Below are 19,242 nucleotides of genomic sequence, written 5' to 3'. Positions count from 1 at the left end.
ATGACGGGTCTCGGGTGGACAGGGGTTGTCAGCAGTGGACTTTCGGGAAGAGCTTAACATGGAAAATCAAAAATTTTCGGAGCCACTGTCTTCCCGATAACTTGATAGAGCACTGAAGTATATGGACATTTATGGACATGACGGTCACATCGTATGGGCATAGCGATAGGCCGCATGGTCGGCTTTTCGAATGCGGATCAAGCGCCCGTTGGGGCCGACGCGAATGCACTTGAGATGTCCGGCGTCGATGGCGCGCCGCACGGTTTTTTCCGAACAGCGATCGAGTTCAGCGACCTCTTTGACCGTCAACAGGACGTCACCGTGCTTTGCAGTGGGGTGCTCGGTTGCGGACTTCGCTTTGCGCTGAGAATTGTGAGGTTGATGACTCATGAGCTTCTCCTGAAAACGGGAAGCTCTGCATTCTCAGTACTACGCATGACTGCAGATCCCCCCAATGTCTTGGGGTTATTCTGACAGCGCCTCATGCGTGTCTTTGAAACCTACATGTGGTAGGCAGCATTATTTATGAAACCAAATAAGCGCTCCGTCAAGGGCAGAGTGCCACTTGTACGACACGGGCAAAATGCGCACTAAAAGCTGCCATTGGTCAGTAGCGCAGCATCCGGGAAAAAGGGCTCAAAGCCGACGCAGCATTTGGCCTAATTTGCTACAATGCGCGACCATGGGATGGCCCATATGTATGTACCGGCTGCTGTTCGCAAATGATTTCTCGCATGTTCTCGGAAGTCGCTCATATGTATCCGGCCTGTTGATCGACACGCGGGTCGTGGCCTTGTTGGGGTTACGCACGCGCCGTGGTCTAATTAGCGGCAAGGTCCAAGTTGATCGAATGGGCCGTCAGACTCTGGGGGCGTAATTGTTCCGTTCCATGCTTTCTTTCAGTCGCGAACTCCTCTGGGTCGATCCGGCCTACACGCCGATAGCGACTTCGTCTTTGGGCGCGTTAAACGCCGTTTTGAATCTCAGTATGCTCCAAGCGATCCGCGCCAGTTTGTTGGCCAGTGCAACCGCCAGCTTGTTTCGGTTCATCCGTTCCGCGGCTTTGGTCAGCCATTCTCCAAAGCTGAAGTCCGGCCATCTGTTGGTCCGCATCAAAATGACCTTTGCCGCCTGAACGAACAACATCCGGAGATATCGGCTACCTCGCTTTGATATCCGGCCAAGCACTGTGCGACCGCCTGTACTGTATTGTTGCGGTACGAGGCCAATCCAGGCCGCAAAATCGCGTCCCCGACCAAAGGCCTCGCCCGTTCCAATTGCTGCTACCATCGCGGTCGAGATCATTGGGCCGATGCCAGGGATCGTCATGACGTTGACGCAGTTCTCTTCGGTGCGGCTGATCTGTTCGACTTCCTTCGAGACGGTTTCGATCCGATCATCAAGCCAGAGCCAATCGCCGTAGAGACCAATCAGGATAGACCGCATCCGTGGGGATATCTCGTCCTTGCGCTCTTCCAGGATCGCTTCGAATGAGCTCTTCAGAGCACGCAAACCTTTGCGCACTGTGATCCCCTGTTCGATCAGAAATCCACGGATCTGGTTGATCGTCGCTGTTCGGCGCGACACCAGCCGTGACCGAACGCGATGCAGCGCCTGCAAGTCGCAGCTGTTCCTGGCTCTTCTCAAGGACAACCGGCAGATTGGGTCGCAACGCGGCTTCGGCGATGGCTTTCGCATCGTTGTAGTCGTTCTTCTGACCCTTGATGAACGGCTTCACATAGATCGCGGGAATGATCCGAGGCTCAAAGCCCATCTTGCGAAGGGTCCGGCTCACGAAATGCGCACTCAGGCACGCCTCCATGCCGACCACGCAGCGGGGCAGCTTCTCAAACGTCGCAACAAGCGCCAGCCGTTTGATCTGTTTGCGCATCACCAACTGCCCGTAAGGGTCGAATGCCACGATATGGAATGTGTCTTTGCCGATATCGATGCCAATCGACATCAACTCATCAATTGTGTTCTTCGCCATGCTACTTCTCCTATCTGCAGGTGAAATAGGCCAAGCCTAACCTGCTGGGTGAAGCAGCCGGTACATCCCATTACCGGACCTTCGACCTAACTTCCAGATTCTGCGATCGCAGCCCGCATTGCGGACATTCATTTCACATGTTGAGATGAGGTCGAGCTAGCCCGCTCGCTTCGGGCGACCTCAGAAAGAGTTCTCCTCAACCAGCCATGCGCCGCATCGCCATCCTTCCTGGCATGCCAGACAAGGTGAAACGGAATTGTCGGGAAGTTCAGCGGACACGCGACGCTGTGGAAGTCACGCATGAGACCTGGACCCAGTTTCGATGGGATCGTTGTGATCAGCGGCGTGCCCTTCATCATCGGCGCAAGCGACTCGATATTGCTCGTTTCAAGTTTGATCCGGCGTTTCCGGTTCAGTTTCCGCAGCTCCAAATCAACTCCACTACGCGCACTGCCGCCGAGACTGGCAACCGCATGTTCCGCAGCGCAGAACTCGTCCAGCGTCAGAGGCGCGGTACGAACCTTTGGATCGAAATAGGTTACAAGCTCGTCTCGCAGTAAGAGTTTCTGCTTCAAAGCACCCGATTTCGGCGGTTCAGACAGCAACGCAATATCGAAATCATCGCGCAACGCTTCTGCAAGTTTCCGGGTCTCCATCGGGCGAACGATGAGACGGCACCCGGGAGCCGAATTCATTATTTCGTTCAGAAACGGAGCCAATACCGTTTCGATTTCAAACGCGGTCGCCGCGACGACGAAGTCCATCGTTGCGGTCGTCGGATCGAAGGCCGCAGATTTGCCCAGAGCTTCCAGTTCTTCCAGTACCTTCGAAAAGCTCCGGATGATGCGAACCCCCGCGATTGTCAGTTCCATGCCGGAGGGCCCGCGAATGAAGATCTGATCATTCAGCGCGTCACGAAGCCGGTCCAAACGATAACTCGCAGTTGATTGAGACAATCCCTCGTCGAACGCGGCATCAGTGACCGATCCTGATCGCGCGATTCCTAGGATCAGACGCATTGACTTCACGTCGACAGCCTCTATATCGAAATTTTCCATTTTTAGTATCAATAATCATCCATTGTCTCGATTGCATAATGCGAAGACGTTCTCCTGGCAACAATAGCAAGGACCAGAAAATGACGATCTTGAAAACTTCCTGCCGCTCTTTCCTTCCCATGCTTATCGCGGTCGGCTTGCTCGCACAGCCGGTCTCGGCAGACAGCCATGTCGGCAATGCAGCGGTCGCTCTTGCGGATGCTGTGTTTCAACCATTCGGCGACACACCGATTGAAATCGCTGTGCTCAATGGGAACCCGCAAACAGGACCATCCGCCGTATTGTTGAAATTCCCGCCCAACTTTCCCGGGGCCATGCACACCCACACGCATGGGTACCATGCCGTGGTGATTTCCGGCGGCTCCAAACACTGGATTGCAGGTCAATCCGAAGAAGATGTGCCGCTTCAACGGCCGGGCGACTACTGGTACCAGATTGGTGGTGAAGCCCACCAGGACAGTTTTCCGACAGACGTGCCGACAATCATTTACGTGCAGTTCGAAGGCCCGTTGGACGTCGAGCCGGCCGAATAACCGCGATCAACAGCAGAGATGATCCGGGCAAGCAGGACTCATGGTGGAAGGCCAGTCATAATGTCGATATCAACTGCCGAAAAAAACACGGTCCTTGTCGAAAAGCTGTTTCTGAAAGGGTTTTCCAAAAACAACGCAGCCGTTTTGCGTGAAGTCTTGTCAAAAGACTTCACTCTCTCCAGTGCCGGCGCGGTCGCTGACGATCAAAGCACGGACTCAGGAAGTCGGGAGACGCTGATTGCCGGCATGCGCCACAATCACAACTGCTTCGAGGGCTGGGGCTTCGTTATCGAGCATATCATGGCTTCTGAAAATCACGTTGCAGCAAGGTGGGCGGCCACTGGAAAACACGTTGGCTCATTCATGGGCGAAGCCCCGACTGGCCAGATGGTGACGCTGAAAGGCAATTCGCTATACCGGATCGAAAACGGAAAAATCGTGGCAGATTGGGTCTTCGCGAACCAGGCCGAGTTCGGTGCCCAGCTAGGCATTGGCGCATTACCGCCCTTGGGCAGCGGTGAAATGCTCGTCCGGAGTTTTTGGAGCAAGGTCATAAACGCTCACGACCCCGACGCCGCCGACGCGCTCATGGCCAAAGACTACAAGCAACATGCTGTTGGCATCGGCCAGGGCCCCGAAGGGTTCAAGGCCTTCTTTCGAGACGTTCTTGCAAGCAGTCAAGGCATGAAGGCAGAGGTTTTAGGCTTGATAGAGGCGGAGACGCTTGTGGTCTCGTCAACCCGCGTTTCGTTTGACGTTCCGCCCGAAGGTTGGAGCGCCTCGCAGACCATCATTGACGTGTTCCGCACGGACGGCATGAAACTGCTCGAACACTGGGATATGGCTGCTGAGTAATTGGGGTGGCGAATTACGCTGAAGACCGATCAAGCTCGATATAATGTTGAGCGTAGCTTCAATCTGCTAAAAACACGACGTCAACCAGCCGCTCGGATTACCGGGCGGCTGGGTTTTTGATCGGCTCAGCAGGAATAGACGGCGGTAATGCGTGCTGAGGCCAATGAATTGGCGCCCGTCATGAAGCCGACCAGTGCGGCGCTGGCATTTTCATCCAGCCCGAGGCTTTCAACCCGAAGTGCGTGCACGGCGAATTGGTAGCGGTGCACCTCGCCGGGAGGAGGGCATGCGCCGCCGAAGCCTGCCGTTCCGAAATCGGTGCGGCTTTGCACCGTCCCGGCGGGCATCTCGCCCCCTTCGGATCCTGCGCCGCGGGCCAATGCGGTTGCATTGGCAGGAATGTCGAAAGCCACCCAGTGCCACCATCCGGAGCCCGTCGGGGCATCGGGGTCGTAAGCTGTGACAACGAAGCTTTTGGTGCCTTCGGGCGGATTGCTCCATTCGAGCGCGGGAGAAATGCTGTCACCCTCGCAACCGAACGCGTTCAGGACAAAGGTGTTGTCGAGTTGCTTGCCTTCGGCGATGTCCGGGCTCGAAAGCGTGAAGCCTGTATCCGCGAAGGCCGGGGCAACGAGGGATACAGCGAGCGCTGCGGTGGTGATCAGGTGTTTCATGGTCAATCTCCATCTGAAGTGTTTCGGATGGGACCTGTATTTCACCAAGGCATCGCGAATGATCCCCGACGCCGATCAAGGTTTTACGCAATTCGCGCAAATGGCTTCGGCATCGCACGTAGCCGCCCTGGTGTGATACCGAAGCGGGTCTTGAACGCCTCGCTGAGGCGGGATTGCGAGCTGAAGCCGCATTCGAGGGCGATCTGCGCGAGCGGTTGCTGCGTGGTTTGGATGCGCGAAAGTGCGAATGTCACCCGCACGTCGCGCAGCACCCGTGAGAAGCTGGTGCCTTCCCGGCTGAGCGCCCGTCGCAGGGTGGCTTCGCTCATCGCAAGCGCTCGCGCGACATCGGGTGCTTTCCACGGGTGTGCGACATCACCTTCCAGAAGCTTCCGCAGACGGTGCTTCAGCGCATCGGAAGAGTGGATACGATGAGCGACCCCGTGAAACTGGAGCCATAGCAGCAGTTCCTGCATCCGATGTGTCGTGATCCTGTCGGGCAGCGCAGGGCTCCGGAGGCTGGCGACCACGTGTGAGAACGCGTCACGGAAGCCGCAAGCCATCTCTCCTTTCCGAAGTTCGCGAGCATGCGGCGGATTCGGGTGGACCCTCAGAAACCGCTCGATCACTGCATCGTCGATGATCAGCCCCTCCGACAGATACTGGCCGGTCTCCCCAATGATGTTGCCGATCCGGAGGGTTTCGCCTTGGCGCAGATAGACAAACTCACCCCGCGGTACAGTAGTTTCGGCGCCTGCGACGCTTTGCACTGTCTTGCGGCCCGAGCGGATCCGCAGGAGGCAGGTTTTGGAGATGTGCAACTGCTGAAACTCGGCGCTGCAACATTGTCGAAACTCGACATAACGCACTGGCTGCCCACAGGTAACATCCGCTGACAGGCGGGATCCATCCATGCCGAAACCTCCGCTTTGCTAGGACCGCCCGGCGTCGTATTCGGAGATTTCGATCAGGTTGCGATCCGGGTCGCGCAGATAGACGGACCTGATCGGTCCGGTCGCTCCGGTGCGTGCCACGATGCCTTCTTCAATGTCGACACCGCAGCTTTCGAGATGGGCAACCACCTGGTCCAGCGGCACGGCAGATATCAAGCAGAAATCGCCGCTTCCCGGCGTCGGTGTCAGCGCCTTGGGCTCAAATTCCTTGCCGCGTTGATGAAGGTTGATCTTCTGCGCCCCGAAGGCCAGCGCCTTGCGGCCACCGGCAAATTTCACGACCTCCATCCCAAGAACGCGGGAGTAGAAATCGCAGGTTGCCTCGATAGAGGCGACGGTGAGGACGAAATGATCGACGCGGTCGATTTGCATGGCGGGGTCTCCTGTTTTGGCTGCAGTCTAAGTGCAACTTGGACGGACAGCCCCGTTCCTATTGGAGACCGCCCCCGTCTTAGCTAAAGATGCAGCCTCATAAGATGGCATCATCCGCGCTCAGATGCCCCAGCAAGGCGCGGATCGGGCGGGCCAGCGCGGCCTTGTCGCGCACAGCAATTCTCAGGCTACGCTCTGCCCAAGGCTCTGCAACAGGGGCCATCCGCAGGTTTGACGCAGCAAGATAGGGCTGCACCGCGCCCAGCGGCAGGATCGCAATTCCGAGACCAGCCTCGACCATCCGGCGGACGCCATCAAAGCTGAGCACTTCGACTCGCGTGCGCAATTCCAGACCCTCCTCGGCGGCTTTCCTGTCGATGAAAGCCTGCAGGGAGCTACCCTTTTGCAGGCCAACAAGGTCGTGGGATGAAAATTCGCGAAAGGCCACCGGCCCATCGGTGCCAAGCGGATGCCCTTTTGGGGTCAGAACCATCAAGGTGTCGCGGCGGCATTCAAAGACGTCCAGATCGGGATCGGGAACAAGGCCGGAGAAGATGCCAATATCGTCGGTGCCGTCGCGCACGGCGGCCACAATCTCGGGCGATGTCAGTTCGGTCAGATCGATCCGCATGTCAGGATGCGCGTCCACGAAAAGCGCAAGATCTTCCGGCAAAAACTGCGTGATGGCCGAGGTATTCGCGGCGATCCGCACGGTACCACGCACGCCCTGCGCGAAATCGCTCATGTGATCGTCGATACGGTCGAGAAGCCTTTGGAGGTCTCGCGCATGTCTGAGCATTTCGTCGCCAGCAGGGGTCAGTTCGACCCCCTTCTGCTGGCGGTAGAAGAGCGGCGTTCCGATCTCTGTCTCAAGGTCGGAGATGCGCTTACTGATGGCAGAGGCAGCGATGTTTTCCTGCGCGGCGGCCTGGGCTATGCTCTTCGCGGCAGCCACGGCCACGAAGAGTTCGAGCGTCAAGAGATCAAATCGTTTCCGCATCCAGCCTGTTTCCCGGTTTAGCGGGTTCTATCACGCTGCAGCGGTCTTCGAAAACCGTGTCTCCACCTCTCGCCGCAGACGGTAGGCATCTGTATTCGTGTCGGCTTTGATGTCGTTCCACGTGATCGGCTGACCCTCTGGCACATCCCGGATCAAGGTCACGTTATGGGCGAGACCAAGTGGCACATAGCCGCCCTCCAACGACAGCGACGCGGGTCGCAATCCGCCCGCGACGGAATAACCCCCTTCGCCGTCCAGGATCTCGCCTTTCTTCAGATTGCGCTTTGTGACCGCCGCCACATCGGCGCGGAAGTCTTGAGCAGCGCCTGTCGGTTCGCCGCGCAGTCCAACAGAGGCCACCGATATCCCAAGCTCCAGCCCGATCAGGTGCCAGCGCTTGTAGTTGCACCTGTAGCGACCTCTGTCGTCGGTCACTACCTTGTATTCCTCGAAGCAGTTGCGCAGGTATTCGGTATCCCCTTCGAAACAGACCCAGACGCCTTTGCGAATGTCATGCGGGATTTGCGCCCCGTCCGGCGTCAAGCAAGAGATGAAGTCGACCATTCCCTTATGATCGAGCACCCCGCCCTCCGCGCGTGCACGTGCCAGATTGGGTACGTCGTCAATCCCGCCCGACGGGAAGACGAGCCCATCCGCCGGCGCGTCCAAGCCGCAGACATTGGCAATCGCGGCGCTTTCAATTGCAGGTTTCGATCCATCGAGGAGGGCGTTGAATATCTTGGGGTTCAGACGACCGCGTTCGGCCTGTTCGCGCGTGAGGCCCCAGTGGTCCCAGACGGTGTCGGGTGTGGATTGCCGATAATGCGGCATCCACTTGTGCCCGCGTCCGGCAGCAACCACGCTGAACCCGCAGGCACGGGCCCAATCGACCAGATCACTCGCCAGCGCTGGCTGATCGCCATAGGCCATGCTGTAGATCACCCCCGCCTCCCGCGCCCTGTCAGCGAGACCCGGCCCGACGAAGGCATCCGCTTCGACCGTGACATTGATCACATGTTTGCCGTTTTGAAACGCCGTCAACGCATGGGTCACGGCGGCGATCGTATTGCCGGTGCACTCAATGATGATTTCGACGGCAGGATGAGCGATAAGCGCCTGCCAATCATCGCCCACAAAGGTCGCGCCCGACGCGGCCCCCGCGTTAAGGCTGGCGGCGGAATACGCCTCCCCCTCCCAGCCGACGAGCTTCATGTTGGACTTCGCTGTACCGGGGTTCAGATCCACGACGCCGACAATATGGATGCCCTTCAGTCGCAACGCCTGAGAGAGAAACATCGTCCCGAACTTGCCAGCGCCGATCATGCCCACGCGGATCGGATTTCCCATGGCGGCACGCTCTTGGAGTTTTGCGAACAGGTTCATTTGCTCCCCTCCTTCGAGCAGCCTTCATGGGTGAGGAAATCGAAATCGCAGCCTGCATCGGCCTGCAGCACGGTTCGGCTGTAAAGGCCCCGATAGCCCCGCCTCTCAGGCTCCGGCGCTTGATGACTTTCAAGACGGCGGGCGATTTCCGCGCTATCGACCAGAAGATCAATCCGCTTCTCGGCCACGGACAATCGGACCCGGTCGCCATTTTGAACAATCGCCAAGGGACCACTAACCGCCGCCTTGAGCGACATGTGCAGGACAATTGTGCCGAAGGCGGTGCCGGACATGCGCGCGTCGGAAATCCGAACGATGTCCTTCACGCCCTGACGGGCCAGTTTCTTGGGGATCGGCAGATACCCTGCCTCCGGCATGCCCGCCGCGACGGGACCCGCGTTCTTCAGCACCATGATGTCATTGGCCGTGATGTCGAGGTCTGTATCATCGACGCGATTGGCCAGATCCTCGAGGCTTTCGAAGACGACGGCGCGTCCTTCGACCTCGAACAAGCCCTGCGTTGCTGCGGCCCGTTTGAAAATCGCACCCTGCGGCGCGATGTTGCCCGTCAGGCTGATCAGCCCGCCTTCGTCCGAGACCGGATCGTCAAAACTGCGGATGACCCTGCGGTCCACCCAGTCGGGTTCGTTGTCCAGTCGCTCTGCCAGTGTCTGGCCCGTGACATCCACCGTATCGAGATGAAGAAGGTGCCGGATTTCCCTCAGCACCGCCCCGACCCCGCCAGCAGCGAAAAAGTCTTCCATGTAGCCCTCGCCCACCGGTTTGAGGTCGACAAGGACCGGTGTTTCATCGGAAATCTGGTTCAGACGCTCCGGCGCGATCCGGATGCCAAGCCGCCCGGCGACCGCCGTGAGGTGAACAATGGCATTGGTCGACCCGCTCACGGCCATCAGCACGCGGAACGCGTTTTCGACGGATTTCTCGGTGATGATCTCGCTTGGTCTGCGGGGGGTCTGGATCAGCTCGACCGCCAGCTTGCCGCAGTGCTCCGCCGCCACGAGCCTATCGGCATGCACGGCGGGGATGGCTGCGGTTCCCGGCAAGGACATGCCCAAGGTTTCGGCAATACATGCCATGGTGCTGGCGGTGCCCATCACCGCGCAGGTGCCCGCCGTGGTGGCCAGACGGCCCTCGATCTCGGCGATTTCTTCGGCTTCGACCTCGCCGGCCCGGAACTTGCCCCAGAAGCGGCCGCAATCGGTGCAGGCACCAAGGCGTTCCCCCTTGTGGCGGCCGGTCATCATCGGACCGGTCACAAGTTGCACGGCAGGAAGATCCGCCGACGCGGCCCCCATGAGTTGGGCTGGAACGGTCTTGTCGCATCCGCCGATCAGCACCACTGCGTCCACCGGCTGGGCGCGCACCATCTCCTCGGTGTCCATCGACATGAGATTGCGGTAGACCATGCTGGTCGGCTTGAGGAACACCTCGCCCAAGGAGACGGTCGGGAACGGCCTCGGCAACGCACCCGCCGCCAGAACGCCACGCGACACCGCTTCCACCAGATCGGGCATCGAGCGATGGCAATTGTTGAAGCCGGACGGCGTCATCGCGATGCCGACGATCGGTTTGTCGAGCATGTCGCGTGACAGGCCCATGGACCGCGCGAAGGAACGGCGCAGATAGGAGGCAAAGTCCTTGTCACCGTAGTTCGTCAGCCCGCCCTTGATCCCTTTGTCTTCAGCCATTGGCCGTCTCCTTTCGGCAAGTCACACCCAGCAGACGCTCGTAGACGCGAACCATCGCACCCTTGTCCTTGGCACCATGTCCCTCCAGAAGGGCCTGCTGGTAGGTTGTTGTTGCGGCCGCCAAAACAGGCGCCGGTATTTGGTATCGGGCGGAGATTTCCGCGCCGCTGACAAGGTCCTTGTAGGCCGATTGCAGCGGGTAGCCGGTGTCGAAAACACCCTCCAGGATCTGCGGAATGAAATACTCCGACGCATAGCTGCGCCCGGTGCCGGAGTTCACCACCTCGGCTGTGGTTTCAGGGTCGAGCCCGAGTTTCACTGCCATCGGCAGGATTTCCGCGAGTGCGGCGGCGTTGATGTCAAAGAGAAGCTGGTTGATTAGTTTCGTCAACTGCCCCGATCCAACGGTGCCCGTGTGCAAGATGCGGTTGGCCATGGTCGAGAGCGCGGGCGTCAACTGACCTACTGCCTCACACTCCCCACCGATCATCATCGTAAGCGTGCCGTCCTCCGCCCGTTTCCGCATGCCGGATACCGGGGCGTCGAGAAACGTCATGCCAAGGGCCGCAAGACGCTCCCCAATGCTAAGCGTAAGGCCGTACTCGATGGTGGAGGTATCGACGACCATCGTGCCGGGTCGGAGATGCCGCGCAATCCCGTGCTCGGGATCAAAGAGTGTTCTTTCGACGATCGCACCACTCGGCAGGCAGGTGATCATCACGTCAACGCCCGCAAAATCGCCCGCATCTTCAGCCTTCGAGGCGCCAGCATTGTTGGCTAGATTCATCGCTTCTTCGCTGAGATCGAAAACCTTTACATCGTGTGATGCCGCGAGGTTTGCCGCCATCGGCGCCCCCATCTGGCCCAAGCCAACAAATCCAAATCGCATATGCCGCTCCCATCGTTCGTTTGGTCAGGGAGTAGCATCGCTGAAGCCAAAATCGCGCATTCCGAATTGAGAACGCCCCTTTCAGGGTTCACGAAGGCAAATGAAATATCGAAGGGGAGTGTAACTTGACGGCCCTTTGCTGCCTTTGAGCTCGGTGTTCGAATGCTGCGGTCGCAGCCTGCTTTCCTGCCATTCGCTGCAGCGCCGCAACGACGGTTCAATCGTGTGACGGCAGCGCGGGACGGAGCTGCCATTTGCGAAGGGCTTGTTTCAAAGTAGACTTGGGTCGCAAGTAAACTTGAGGTCGTAATGTCTGCACCACTTGGCCGCGTCATCATTTACACAAAGCGACTCGAAGAGGTTGCGGAATTCTACTGTAAGTACTTTGGCTTTGAAATCCTGAGGCTCGAAGGCGACCGGATCGTCGAACTTGTCAGCCAAGGTGCTGGCAGCAATATACTTTTGCACCCGATGTCGGCAGGTCGAAAGGACGGACAGACGCTGGTGAAGCTGGTCTTCGATGTTGAAGATGTCGAAGCATTTTGCCGGGACGCCGAAAGTCGCGGGCTCAAGTTCGGCACCATTCACCAAGCAGACGGTTACAGCTTCGCCAATGCAAAAGACCCGGCCAAGAATTCGATTTCCGTTTCGAGTCGGCAGTTTGCCAAGCGGTAAATCTGAGCTCACTCCTGTCGTTAGCCGCTTCGCGACATCACTGCAGATTGGCTGCGATCACACCGACAGGGACGGCCCAGACCGGACCTTCGCCCAACCGTCAAGATGCTGCGGATGCAGTCGGCAAAGCCGCCGTTCGCAGCAAGCGCAATGTCAGAATTCGACGAACACTCAACTACTCCAGATTATTGGCCTTTGAGCAGAGCTTCTTTCTACAATTACCGGTGCCGCCCCAAACCTTTCGTTCGGGCGGCATCTCGCATCGTTTTGCAGTCATTTGCAGTGATAGGCCTCTAGCGACGCGAGCCCCGCTTCGTACATGCCCTGAACCAAGGGAGCGAATTGGCCAGCATTCTCCGGCTCTAGCATGAGGTTTGCTGACCAAGACACGAAGCTGTTTCCGTCGCCAAGGTCATCAATGCGGATTGTCCCGACGACGTTCTTGGCAGGCATTCCGTGCTCATCGATGGCGTAACAGAAGGTTCGTGTCGCGACATCTCGTAGGATGACCCGTTCCTTCAACATGGCTCCATCTTTCAGAGTGCAGACACGTGCAGGCTCCCGGCCGTCAACATCTGTGACAGCGCTGTCGCTTATCAGTTCAGGGTACCAATCCTCCATTCCGGTCATCTTGCTGACGGTTTGCCAAAGGTCGGCAGCCTCTACTGGTATGGTGCGTTCGGCTCGAACATGATGGGTCATCTCAACGCTCTTTCTTTGGACATTTGTGTGCTCGGGCAGCGGAGCCCGAGCCTTTGTTCACTGCTGGGGCATTTGAAAGGCCGGAGCAGCGACCAGCACTGATACAGATTGGTTGCTCAGTTCGCGACGTGCAGGCGCGATGGCCTGATACTCGACACTGCCGTACCAGGCTTCGAGCGCCTCCATTGACGGGAACCTGACAATCGCGGTCCAGGTTGCGCCATATTTCCCCTCCAAGACGCTGACCGATGGGCTTCCGACCAGAACCTCTGCGCCAGCCGCCGCAAGCATCGGGAAGACCGGCCCTCCGTAGGTCTGGAAGTATGCGTTAAGGTCTGAAACCTCCAAAGCTGCAACAAGGTAAGCGGGCTGGTTCTCTGCATATGCCGCACCAGAAAGTGCTGAGGTCAAAACCGCAGCCGCAATAATACGCTTCATCATATGATGTCTCCTTTCAGTTTGATTGGTTTGTCGAACAGGTGCTGAATCCGAGCATCGCGTAGATCGAACACCGCGAGGTGATCGCGGTGAGCAGCAGCATTCCGGAAAGGATAGCGCCGACGATCAATGCCGTGCCCGTAAGCGCATTATTCAGCCAAAGAAAAGCAACGAGAACGGCGGGGACAGCGCGGACGATACGATCGACTGTACCGACATTTCGGGTCGTCAGGCGTTTGAGAAGTGACATGGGAATTAGCTCCTTCGATTGGGACATCAAACAACTACACTGGATCAAAATGGAACAAACGGACTATAATTGACCTATGGATGGACCAAATTTGGACCAAGCGGGAGACCAGCTTTGAAGCTTGATTGGAATGATCTGCGCGTATTTCTTGCGCTTGAGCGAGGAGCGTCTGCGCGCGCTGCGGCTGCACAACTTGGAACGAGTCACTCAACTGTTCTGCGCCGGCTCCAAGCTCTCGAAGACGCTTTGAACGCTCAGCTGTTCGATCGCACACCTGAAGGATTTGTTCTGACGGGACCAGGCGAGCGACTTCTTGTGAAGGCTCAACAAATCGAAGCCGAAGTATTCGATGTTCAACGCGAAATCGCCGGCTCGGACATAGAGCTTGAAGGCCCTGTCAAGCTGACAGCGCCACCGGCCGTTCTAAAGTACCTTTTGTTGCCCATGCTTGCTGAATTCCAAGAGCGGTATCCCGGGATTGACTTGGAAGTTGCTTCCACTGACAGCTTTGCTGACCTTGACCGAAGGGATGCCGATTTAGCGATCAGGTTTTCGAATTCTCCGGACGAACATCTCGTCGGGCGACGACTGCCAGAATTTCATGATGCGATCTATGTGAGCAAGGATGCAGACCCTTCCGATCTCTCGCTCGGTTGGGTCGGATGGCCGGATAGACGTAGGTTTCAAGAACGCATCGCCTCAACTCCCTACTCCGATCGTCCAATAGCGTGGCAATTGCCCGGACTCGAGCTTCAAGCCGAAGCGGTTCGACAAGGTAGAGGGATTGGCCTTCTACCTTGCATCATGGGCGATCAAGATCAGAAGATGAAGCGGATGGATGCGGACTTCACTCAGCCCACACTTCCTGCGTGGCTGCTACAGCATCAAGACTTGCGGCGCCTAGAAAGAGTACGCGTGTTTGCCGACTTTATCTTCAGACGGATCACAACGCTGAAAGACAAAGTTTCAGGAAGATAATTTCGGGCCATTGCAATGTTTCACCGGTCAGCCTTATTGCATTGGCGCGCCCCGCTTTCCGAAAACACGCTGTGAACGCAAATTCAACGACAGGTCGAGCTCATATTTCTTGGTGAGAAGCGTGCTTTCGCGGCAGCAGCGTCGCAGGATTGTTTCGGCCGGACTGAGCTGCATTGTAAGAACCGGACCGCTGGACGGGATATGAAACAGGCGGAACGCTCAACCGCTCCTGTCGGAACAGTGCTTCAGATAACCCGCAATCGCGCACTCGGCATCCCTTGCCCAAGAACCGTCCTCGGCGGCAAGTTGCAGGTGCGGGAGCTGCAGGCCTCTCGGCAGCTCGGACTTTCCAAGCGGCCGGAGCCTCCTTCGCCCTACTCGAAGCACGCGACCGCATCGGCGGGCGGGCGTGGACGCACGATGCCGCTCTAGGCTTGCCTTTTGATCGGGGCGCACAATGGCTGCATGCTTATGAAACCAATCCATTCGCCGATATTGCGCGGGCAATGGGGAGGGCGACCCGACCCAGCCCGATCAAGGACATGCGCGTGCTGAGGTCTGGCGCTATCGTACCGGATGGCGCCGAGAGACTGGACACTGGCGCGAGACGCCTTGAATGGTCCCTTGGATGGCGCAGCCTCGTGCGGGGCGACTTCTCCTTCGGTACGGTGCCCGACGCGGATGAATGGACAGGAGCAGCCGAGCGACTTGCGGCGTTCACTATGGCCACCGATCCCCACCGCTTATCGGTAGACGACTATATGAGTTTCGTGGACGGCGAGGACCGAACCGTCGAGAATGGTCTCGGTCGCCTGATCGCAGACTGGGGAAAGAACATACCTGCGCGTCTCAAACACGCTGCGGACCGGATCGCTTGGGACGACGGCGGGGCAGTCACTGTCTCCGGCCCCTGGGGAAGCGTCAAGGGTCGCGCTGTCATCGTCACGGTTCCCACGGGCGTGCTGCGCGACGGACGAATACACTTCGTGCCGGAACTGCCAGACCGGACCTTGGCGGCAATCGAGGCGCTGCCGATGGGTCGTTTCATGAAGATCGGACTACGCCTCGAGAGCCGATTGCGAGATGTTCCCGAGTATGCCTTCGACATTTCACGGGCGAACCGCGGCCAGGCGGTCGGGTTTCACGTACATCCAAGCCTCCCATTGATTACAGCCATCGTCGCAGGCGATCACGCGCGAGACGTAGCCCGAATGCCAGGGCGGGATCGCATCGCGCACGTAACGGATGCATGTCGCGAAGCATTCGGCGCCGCGCACCCGGCGATCGTGGCGCACGACCACTACGATTGATCGGCAGACCCGTTCGCGCTCGGGGCCTATTCGGTGAGAGCACTTGGCGCTGACAGTGCGCGCATTGATTATGGGGTTCCCGTAGCCGATCGTGTGTTCTTCGCTGGTGATGCCGCGCAGGAACCACACCCGATCTCCGTCGCTGCAGCGCACGGTGCCGGCGCAAGGGCTGCACAAATCGTGCTATCTGGTTGAATTGCAATGCAAAAGGAAGATGCCACAGAACGTTTCGGCCACTTCAGCAGCACCCTGGGGGATGTCCTGAACGCTTTCGTCGACGAGGCCAGGACCATACGAAAGGCAAGGTGACCACTGCTGCAAGATGAAGAAAAACTATGTTGCCCAATTCCGCGGCATCAGAGTAGTTTGGCTCTCTGCCGACCTTGGAGGTGGGTAAAATCGAAGCAAGAACCTCGTCAGCAACTCGAGGACTGGTTTCAGGAGATCCTCCGCCCAAAGCGCAGGATCCAGCAGGCCTTGAATCGAAACTGACCTGAAGGGCGATTCAGAATCCCACGACGTGAGGGAGAACGTCGCGTCGCTTACGGCCCTTTCCTGCCGTTCAAACGTGGTCTTAGGTTCCGCAATTGCAGCCCAAATAGCCGCCGTTCGCTGCACTGGCAAAAACGTAGCCATGGGTGAACCCGCGGAAAACCCGACTATGCTTGCCCTTCGTTCCGCAATTGCGCTGCCCGCCTCACCGATCATTTATATACTGATCGCAAGTTCGGGTTCAGGCGACGCTAGACAACCGCGACCAGCACTGTTTCACTCTCCTGACATCACGGCATCGATTGTTGGTTGGGGGAGGCGAACGCGGGATGACAGGCAGACAACCCAACATCCTATTGATCATGGCCGATCAGATGACACCCTTCATGTTGGAAGCTTGCGGTGGGATTGGCGCAAAGACCAAGAATATCTCCGCTCTTGCCAAGCGCTCGGCCAATTTCACCAATGCCTATACGCCAAGCCCGATTTGCGTGCCAGCGCGATCCTGTTTCATGACAGGGCTCAATACCTCGACGACCGGCTGCTATGACAACGGTGACCCCTATCACAGCTTCATTCCCACCTTCGCGCATTACCTCACCAATGCCGGTTACGAGACCGTTTTGGCGGGCAAGATGCACTTCATCGGCGCCGATCAGTTGCACGGCTTTCAGCGCCGCCTGAACACAGACATTTATCCATCGGGGTTTATCTGGTCGTACCCTCTCCCGCCTGAGGATGATCCCGGTTTCAAAGCGTTTGATTTCACCCCTCAATATCTGGCGGAAAACATCGGGCCGGGATGGTCCAAAGAGCTGCAATATGATGAGGAGACCCATTTCAAATCCATGGAATATCTGCGCCATACGCCCGCCAATCCATGGATGCTGACCGTCTCCTTTACCAATCCTCACCCGCCCTACAACGTCCCCAAGAAATACTGGGAGATGTACAAGGACGCGGACATCCCGTTGCCTGACTATCCCGACGACATGGACGATACCTATTCGGACTTTGATCTGGCCATGCGGCGCTGGCACGGCCTTCATCACAGGGGCGACGAGATACGCGATCCCGAGAACCTCATCGCCATGCGCCGTGGCTTTGCCGCGCTTGCTCATTACGTCGACGACAAGATCGGGGAGCTTCTGGAGGTTCTCGAAGACAATGGGCTCTGCGATGATACGGTCGTCATCGTCACCTCCGACCATGGCGAAATGCTGGGCGAGAAGGGCATGATCCAAAAGCGGAGCCTCTACGAATGGTCGGCACGGATTCCGCTGTTCATTGATCTGCCCGATGCCGAACCCTGCAAAATTGACACGCCCGTGTCTCTGATCGACGTGCCAGCCACCCTGATCGATATCGCTGGCCAAGAGCCGGTTGCGCCCTTGGAGGGGCGGTCGCTGCTCGCGGCGATACAGGGCGCGGACCTCGACGTGATCCCGATTGTCTCTGAATACCACGGTGAGGGCATCATGCGGCCCTCATTCATGGTCCGCTTGGGCGATTGGAAGTATCATTACTGTCACGGTTCTGCACCGCAGCTCTTCAACCTCGCCGAAGATCCGAACGAATGGACCAACCGCGCCGGAGACGCCGACTGTCAAGAGATCGAAGCGCAGCTGAACAAGGTGGTAACGGGCGGCACCTTCGATCTGGCAAAAATCAGATCCGAAGTGTGGGAACGACTCCCGCTCAAGCAAGTCGTGAACAACGCGATGAAAACAAATCGAACGGCCTGGGACTACACGGTAGACCAAAGCTCCACAGGACGGTACGTGCGCGAGTGAGCCAAGGATGGCAGCGACGATTGAGATGGGGAAAGGGAATTAACGGCCCTGAGTGGACCTTCGCCCGTCTTTCCAGATGCTGCGGTTGCAGCCCCCATAGCGAACATTGCCTCGCGAGAGCAGCATTTCGCCGAAGCAGATGACCGCAACGCGGACCAAGCGGACCTCTGATCTTTGGTTGCCAAGGTCGACTTTCGGGTGATCGCAATCCGTCAGTACGCACCAGACCTTTGGGTGTTTCGCAATATGCGTAAAGAATTGGGCACGCTTGCAAGCAGAGTGTATTGCTGTGAAATCCAATGCACTAGATAGGAGACGAAGTGAGGATTCCCAAGATAGAAAAGCGAAGCGCTTCGCAAGACGTCGATGACGATGCGCCCGCCTTCTGGGCCAGCGCAAGGGCTTTGGATGACACAGTTGATACACGCACCTTTGCAGGCGATTTGTCAGGTCTAGGTTTCGTGCAGACAAGGTCCAATGACGACTTGGCCAGGATGCGTTCAGCCATGGCGACGGTCTGGAAGATGATACCGGATTTGGGCAAAGCGGTCAGAGGGGCGCAACCGGTCGAAATAGATGGCGATGTCGAAAAGCTGGACCGGTGGATAAATGCACCGCATTGTTTGCTCTGGTCTCATCCAAGCGAAGACACGCTTGCCATAACGCTGCCGTATACGTATTCGCGGCCCTACGGAAAATCCGCAGCGGCACTGTTCCATTTCACGGCTGTCAACGGAGCAGCGGAGCAGAACGGACGCAACAAGCGACTGGCGTCACTCAAAGCCGCTAAACATGCTGATCGAAAGCATCAGCATTTGGTGCGTACAGACGCCTATGTCGCAAAAGGAAGCGGTTTTGGTAGAACCTTCGCTTTTGCCAAACACTGCACCGTCGGCGGTCGCGATCAGGAAACCTTGGCTGCCCGCGGATTTGCCTTGTCCCAACAACGTGCCACAGCTCCGAATATGCCATCTCTATTCCTGGAGACCACGTTTGAAGATATCGCTATGTAGTGGAATTCCACCTGTCAGAGTTGGTTGGATTTTCACGATGGATTGGACGGCTTTCAAAGCAGAGTATGGTGGGAAGCAGCAGCCCAAAGAAGTTCCTGAGAAGCGCATGCGGTCTTCTTCCTCGCTAACGCTATCACGGTGCTGAAATAGACATTCGCGATCTTCGTAGCATCAG

The 19,242-nt window shown here is 57.7% G+C and carries 18 protein-coding genes and 2 pseudogenes; 7 read left to right on the top strand and 13 right to left on the bottom strand.

Translation table 11 applies throughout. The annotated features are described in order from the left end of the window. Positions 1-144: 144 nt before the first annotated feature. The 3 genes and pseudogenes from BUA42_RS02735 to BUA42_RS02725 form a co-directional block, all read right to left on the bottom strand. Positions 145-390 (bottom strand): helix-turn-helix domain-containing protein, encoded by a 246-nt coding sequence (locus tag BUA42_RS02735; RefSeq protein ID WP_084066090.1) that lies wholly within the window; start codon positions 388-390, stop codon positions 145-147. Between the two features lie 540 nt (positions 391-930). Next, positions 931-1,990 (bottom strand): annotated as a pseudogene (locus BUA42_RS02730) (IS110 family RNA-guided transposase). Between the two features lie 128 nt (positions 1,991-2,118). Further along, positions 2,119-3,048: a LysR family transcriptional regulator gene (locus BUA42_RS02725; RefSeq protein WP_072776145.1), complete on the bottom strand. Its 930-nt coding sequence runs from the start codon at positions 3,046-3,048 to the stop codon at positions 2,119-2,121. Positions 3,049-3,167: 119 nt separating this feature from the next. On the opposite strand from BUA42_RS02725, the gene BUA42_RS02720 reads away from it, so the two are divergent. After that, positions 3,168-3,581, top strand: coding sequence for a cupin domain-containing protein (locus BUA42_RS02720; RefSeq protein WP_218588600.1), 414 nt, complete (start codon positions 3,168-3,170; stop codon positions 3,579-3,581). Between the two features lie 60 nt (positions 3,582-3,641). After that, positions 3,642-4,436 (top strand): nuclear transport factor 2 family protein, encoded by a 795-nt coding sequence (locus BUA42_RS02715; RefSeq protein WP_072776143.1) that lies wholly within the window; start codon positions 3,642-3,644, stop codon positions 4,434-4,436. 125 nt (positions 4,437-4,561) lie between these two features. Here BUA42_RS02715 and BUA42_RS02710 read toward each other — a convergent pair whose 3' ends face one another. From BUA42_RS02710 to BUA42_RS02680, 7 genes are all read right to left on the bottom strand, one after another. After that, on the bottom strand, positions 4,562-5,110 hold the full coding sequence (locus BUA42_RS02710) for a YbhB/YbcL family Raf kinase inhibitor-like protein (RefSeq protein ID WP_072776142.1): 549 nt from the start codon (positions 5,108-5,110) through the stop codon (positions 4,562-4,564). An 83-nt stretch (positions 5,111-5,193) separates the two neighbouring features. After that, positions 5,194-6,024, bottom strand: coding sequence for a helix-turn-helix transcriptional regulator (locus tag BUA42_RS02705; RefSeq protein ID WP_072776141.1), 831 nt, complete (start codon positions 6,022-6,024; stop codon positions 5,194-5,196). An 18-nt stretch (positions 6,025-6,042) separates the two neighbouring features. Continuing rightward, complete coding sequence (locus tag BUA42_RS02700) at positions 6,043-6,435, bottom strand: VOC family protein (RefSeq protein ID WP_072776140.1); 393 nt, start codon at positions 6,433-6,435, stop codon at positions 6,043-6,045. 97 nt (positions 6,436-6,532) lie between these two features. Then, positions 6,533-7,435: a LysR substrate-binding domain-containing protein gene (locus BUA42_RS02695; RefSeq protein ID WP_072776139.1), complete on the bottom strand. Its 903-nt coding sequence runs from the start codon at positions 7,433-7,435 to the stop codon at positions 6,533-6,535. A gap of 30 nt (positions 7,436-7,465) precedes the next feature. Next, positions 7,466-8,818 carry an NAD(P)H-dependent oxidoreductase gene (locus BUA42_RS02690; RefSeq protein ID WP_072776138.1) on the bottom strand — a complete coding sequence of 451 codons (1,353 nt, stop codon included), beginning with the start codon at positions 8,816-8,818 and terminating at the stop codon, positions 7,466-7,468. Then, complete coding sequence (locus BUA42_RS02685) at positions 8,815-10,527, bottom strand: dihydroxy-acid dehydratase (protein ID WP_072776137.1); 1,713 nt, start codon at positions 10,525-10,527, stop codon at positions 8,815-8,817. Before BUA42_RS02685 ends, BUA42_RS02690 begins: the two co-directional genes overlap by 4 nt. Beyond that, positions 10,520-11,416 carry an NAD(P)-dependent oxidoreductase gene (locus tag BUA42_RS02680; protein WP_072776136.1) on the bottom strand — a complete coding sequence of 299 codons (897 nt, stop codon included), beginning with the start codon at positions 11,414-11,416 and terminating at the stop codon, positions 10,520-10,522. The genes BUA42_RS02685 and BUA42_RS02680 overlap by 8 nt, the downstream gene beginning before the upstream one ends. 309 nt (positions 11,417-11,725) lie before the next feature. On the opposite strand from BUA42_RS02680, the gene BUA42_RS02675 reads away from it, so the two are divergent. Continuing rightward, positions 11,726-12,091 carry a VOC family protein gene (locus BUA42_RS02675; RefSeq protein ID WP_072776135.1) on the top strand — a complete coding sequence of 122 codons (366 nt, stop codon included), beginning with the start codon at positions 11,726-11,728 and terminating at the stop codon, positions 12,089-12,091. Positions 12,092-12,364: 273 nt separating this feature from the next. On the opposite strand, the gene BUA42_RS02670 is transcribed toward BUA42_RS02675, so the two are convergent. From BUA42_RS02670 to BUA42_RS02660, 3 genes are read right to left on the bottom strand one after another with little or no spacing between them, the layout of a single operon-like run. Continuing rightward, a complete protein-coding gene (locus BUA42_RS02670) occupies positions 12,365-12,793 on the bottom strand; it encodes an SRPBCC family protein (protein WP_072776134.1) in 429 nt (142 codons plus the stop codon). 57 nt (positions 12,794-12,850) lie between these two features. Next, the gene (locus BUA42_RS02665) at positions 12,851-13,234 is read right to left on the bottom strand and encodes a DUF1330 domain-containing protein (protein ID WP_072776133.1); all 384 of its coding nucleotides are present in this window, start codon (positions 13,232-13,234) and stop codon (positions 12,851-12,853) included. A gap of 13 nt (positions 13,235-13,247) precedes the next feature. After that, positions 13,248-13,481, bottom strand: a complete 234-nt coding sequence (locus BUA42_RS02660; RefSeq protein WP_072776132.1) for a YgaP family membrane protein — start codon at positions 13,479-13,481, stop codon at positions 13,248-13,250. A gap of 114 nt (positions 13,482-13,595) precedes the next feature. Here BUA42_RS02660 and BUA42_RS02655 point away from each other — a divergent pair, with 114 nt between their 5' ends. The 4 genes and pseudogenes from BUA42_RS02655 to BUA42_RS02640 all read left to right on the top strand — a co-directional run bounded on the left by BUA42_RS02655 (position 13,596) and on the right by BUA42_RS02640 (position 19,067). After that, complete coding sequence (locus BUA42_RS02655; protein WP_072776131.1) at positions 13,596-14,459, top strand: LysR family transcriptional regulator; 864 nt, start codon at positions 13,596-13,598, stop codon at positions 14,457-14,459. A gap of 278 nt (positions 14,460-14,737) precedes the next feature. Next, a pseudogene (locus tag BUA42_RS02650) lies at positions 14,738-15,964 on the top strand (flavin monoamine oxidase family protein). Positions 15,965-16,590: 626 nt separating this feature from the next. Beyond that, positions 16,591-18,054 (top strand): sulfatase-like hydrolase/transferase, encoded by a 1,464-nt coding sequence (locus BUA42_RS02645; protein WP_072776129.1) that lies wholly within the window; start codon positions 16,591-16,593, stop codon positions 18,052-18,054. 320 nt (positions 18,055-18,374) lie between these two features. Further along, the gene (locus tag BUA42_RS02640) at positions 18,375-19,067 is read left to right on the top strand and encodes a hypothetical protein (protein WP_143152597.1); all 693 of its coding nucleotides are present in this window, start codon (positions 18,375-18,377) and stop codon (positions 19,065-19,067) included. Positions 19,068-19,242 lie beyond the last annotated feature (175 nt).

The organism is Marivita hallyeonensis, assembly GCF_900129875.1.
Taxonomy (GTDB): Bacteria; Pseudomonadota; Alphaproteobacteria; order Rhodobacterales; family Rhodobacteraceae; genus Marivita; species Marivita hallyeonensis.
This window is presented reverse-complemented; position numbering and strand designations above follow the sequence as displayed.

What these genes read in the sequence shown, in the direction of transcription:
- BUA42_RS02735 (WP_084066090.1), bottom strand. Translation starts at nt 390, where the DNA reads ATGAGTCATCAACCTCACAATTCTCAGCGCAAAGCGAAGTCCGCAACC.
- BUA42_RS02725 (WP_072776145.1), bottom strand. Translation starts at nt 3,048, where the DNA reads ATGGAAAATTTCGATATAGAGGCTGTCGACGTGAAGTCAATGCGTCTG.
- BUA42_RS02720 (WP_218588600.1), top strand. Translation starts at nt 3,168, where the DNA reads ATGCTTATCGCGGTCGGCTTGCTCGCACAGCCGGTCTCGGCAGACAGC.
- BUA42_RS02715 (WP_072776143.1), top strand. Translation starts at nt 3,642, where the DNA reads ATGTCGATATCAACTGCCGAAAAAAACACGGTCCTTGTCGAAAAGCTG.
- BUA42_RS02710 (WP_072776142.1), bottom strand. Translation starts at nt 5,110, where the DNA reads ATGAAACACCTGATCACCACCGCAGCGCTCGCTGTATCCCTCGTTGCC.
- BUA42_RS02705 (WP_072776141.1), bottom strand. Translation starts at nt 6,024, where the DNA reads ATGGATGGATCCCGCCTGTCAGCGGATGTTACCTGTGGGCAGCCAGTG.
- BUA42_RS02700 (WP_072776140.1), bottom strand. Translation starts at nt 6,435, where the DNA reads ATGCAAATCGACCGCGTCGATCATTTCGTCCTCACCGTCGCCTCTATC.
- BUA42_RS02695 (WP_072776139.1), bottom strand. Translation starts at nt 7,435, where the DNA reads ATGCGGAAACGATTTGATCTCTTGACGCTCGAACTCTTCGTGGCCGTG.
- BUA42_RS02690 (WP_072776138.1), bottom strand. Translation starts at nt 8,818, where the DNA reads ATGAACCTGTTCGCAAAACTCCAAGAGCGTGCCGCCATGGGAAATCCG.
- BUA42_RS02685 (WP_072776137.1), bottom strand. Translation starts at nt 10,527, where the DNA reads ATGGCTGAAGACAAAGGGATCAAGGGCGGGCTGACGAACTACGGTGAC.
- BUA42_RS02680 (WP_072776136.1), bottom strand. Translation starts at nt 11,416, where the DNA reads ATGCGATTTGGATTTGTTGGCTTGGGCCAGATGGGGGCGCCGATGGCG.
- BUA42_RS02675 (WP_072776135.1), top strand. Translation starts at nt 11,726, where the DNA reads ATGTCTGCACCACTTGGCCGCGTCATCATTTACACAAAGCGACTCGAA.
- BUA42_RS02670 (WP_072776134.1), bottom strand. Translation starts at nt 12,793, where the DNA reads ATGACCCATCATGTTCGAGCCGAACGCACCATACCAGTAGAGGCTGCC.
- BUA42_RS02665 (WP_072776133.1), bottom strand. Translation starts at nt 13,234, where the DNA reads ATGATGAAGCGTATTATTGCGGCTGCGGTTTTGACCTCAGCACTTTCT.
- BUA42_RS02660 (WP_072776132.1), bottom strand. Translation starts at nt 13,481, where the DNA reads ATGTCACTTCTCAAACGCCTGACGACCCGAAATGTCGGTACAGTCGAT.
- BUA42_RS02645 (WP_072776129.1), top strand. Translation starts at nt 16,591, where the DNA reads ATGACAGGCAGACAACCCAACATCCTATTGATCATGGCCGATCAGATG.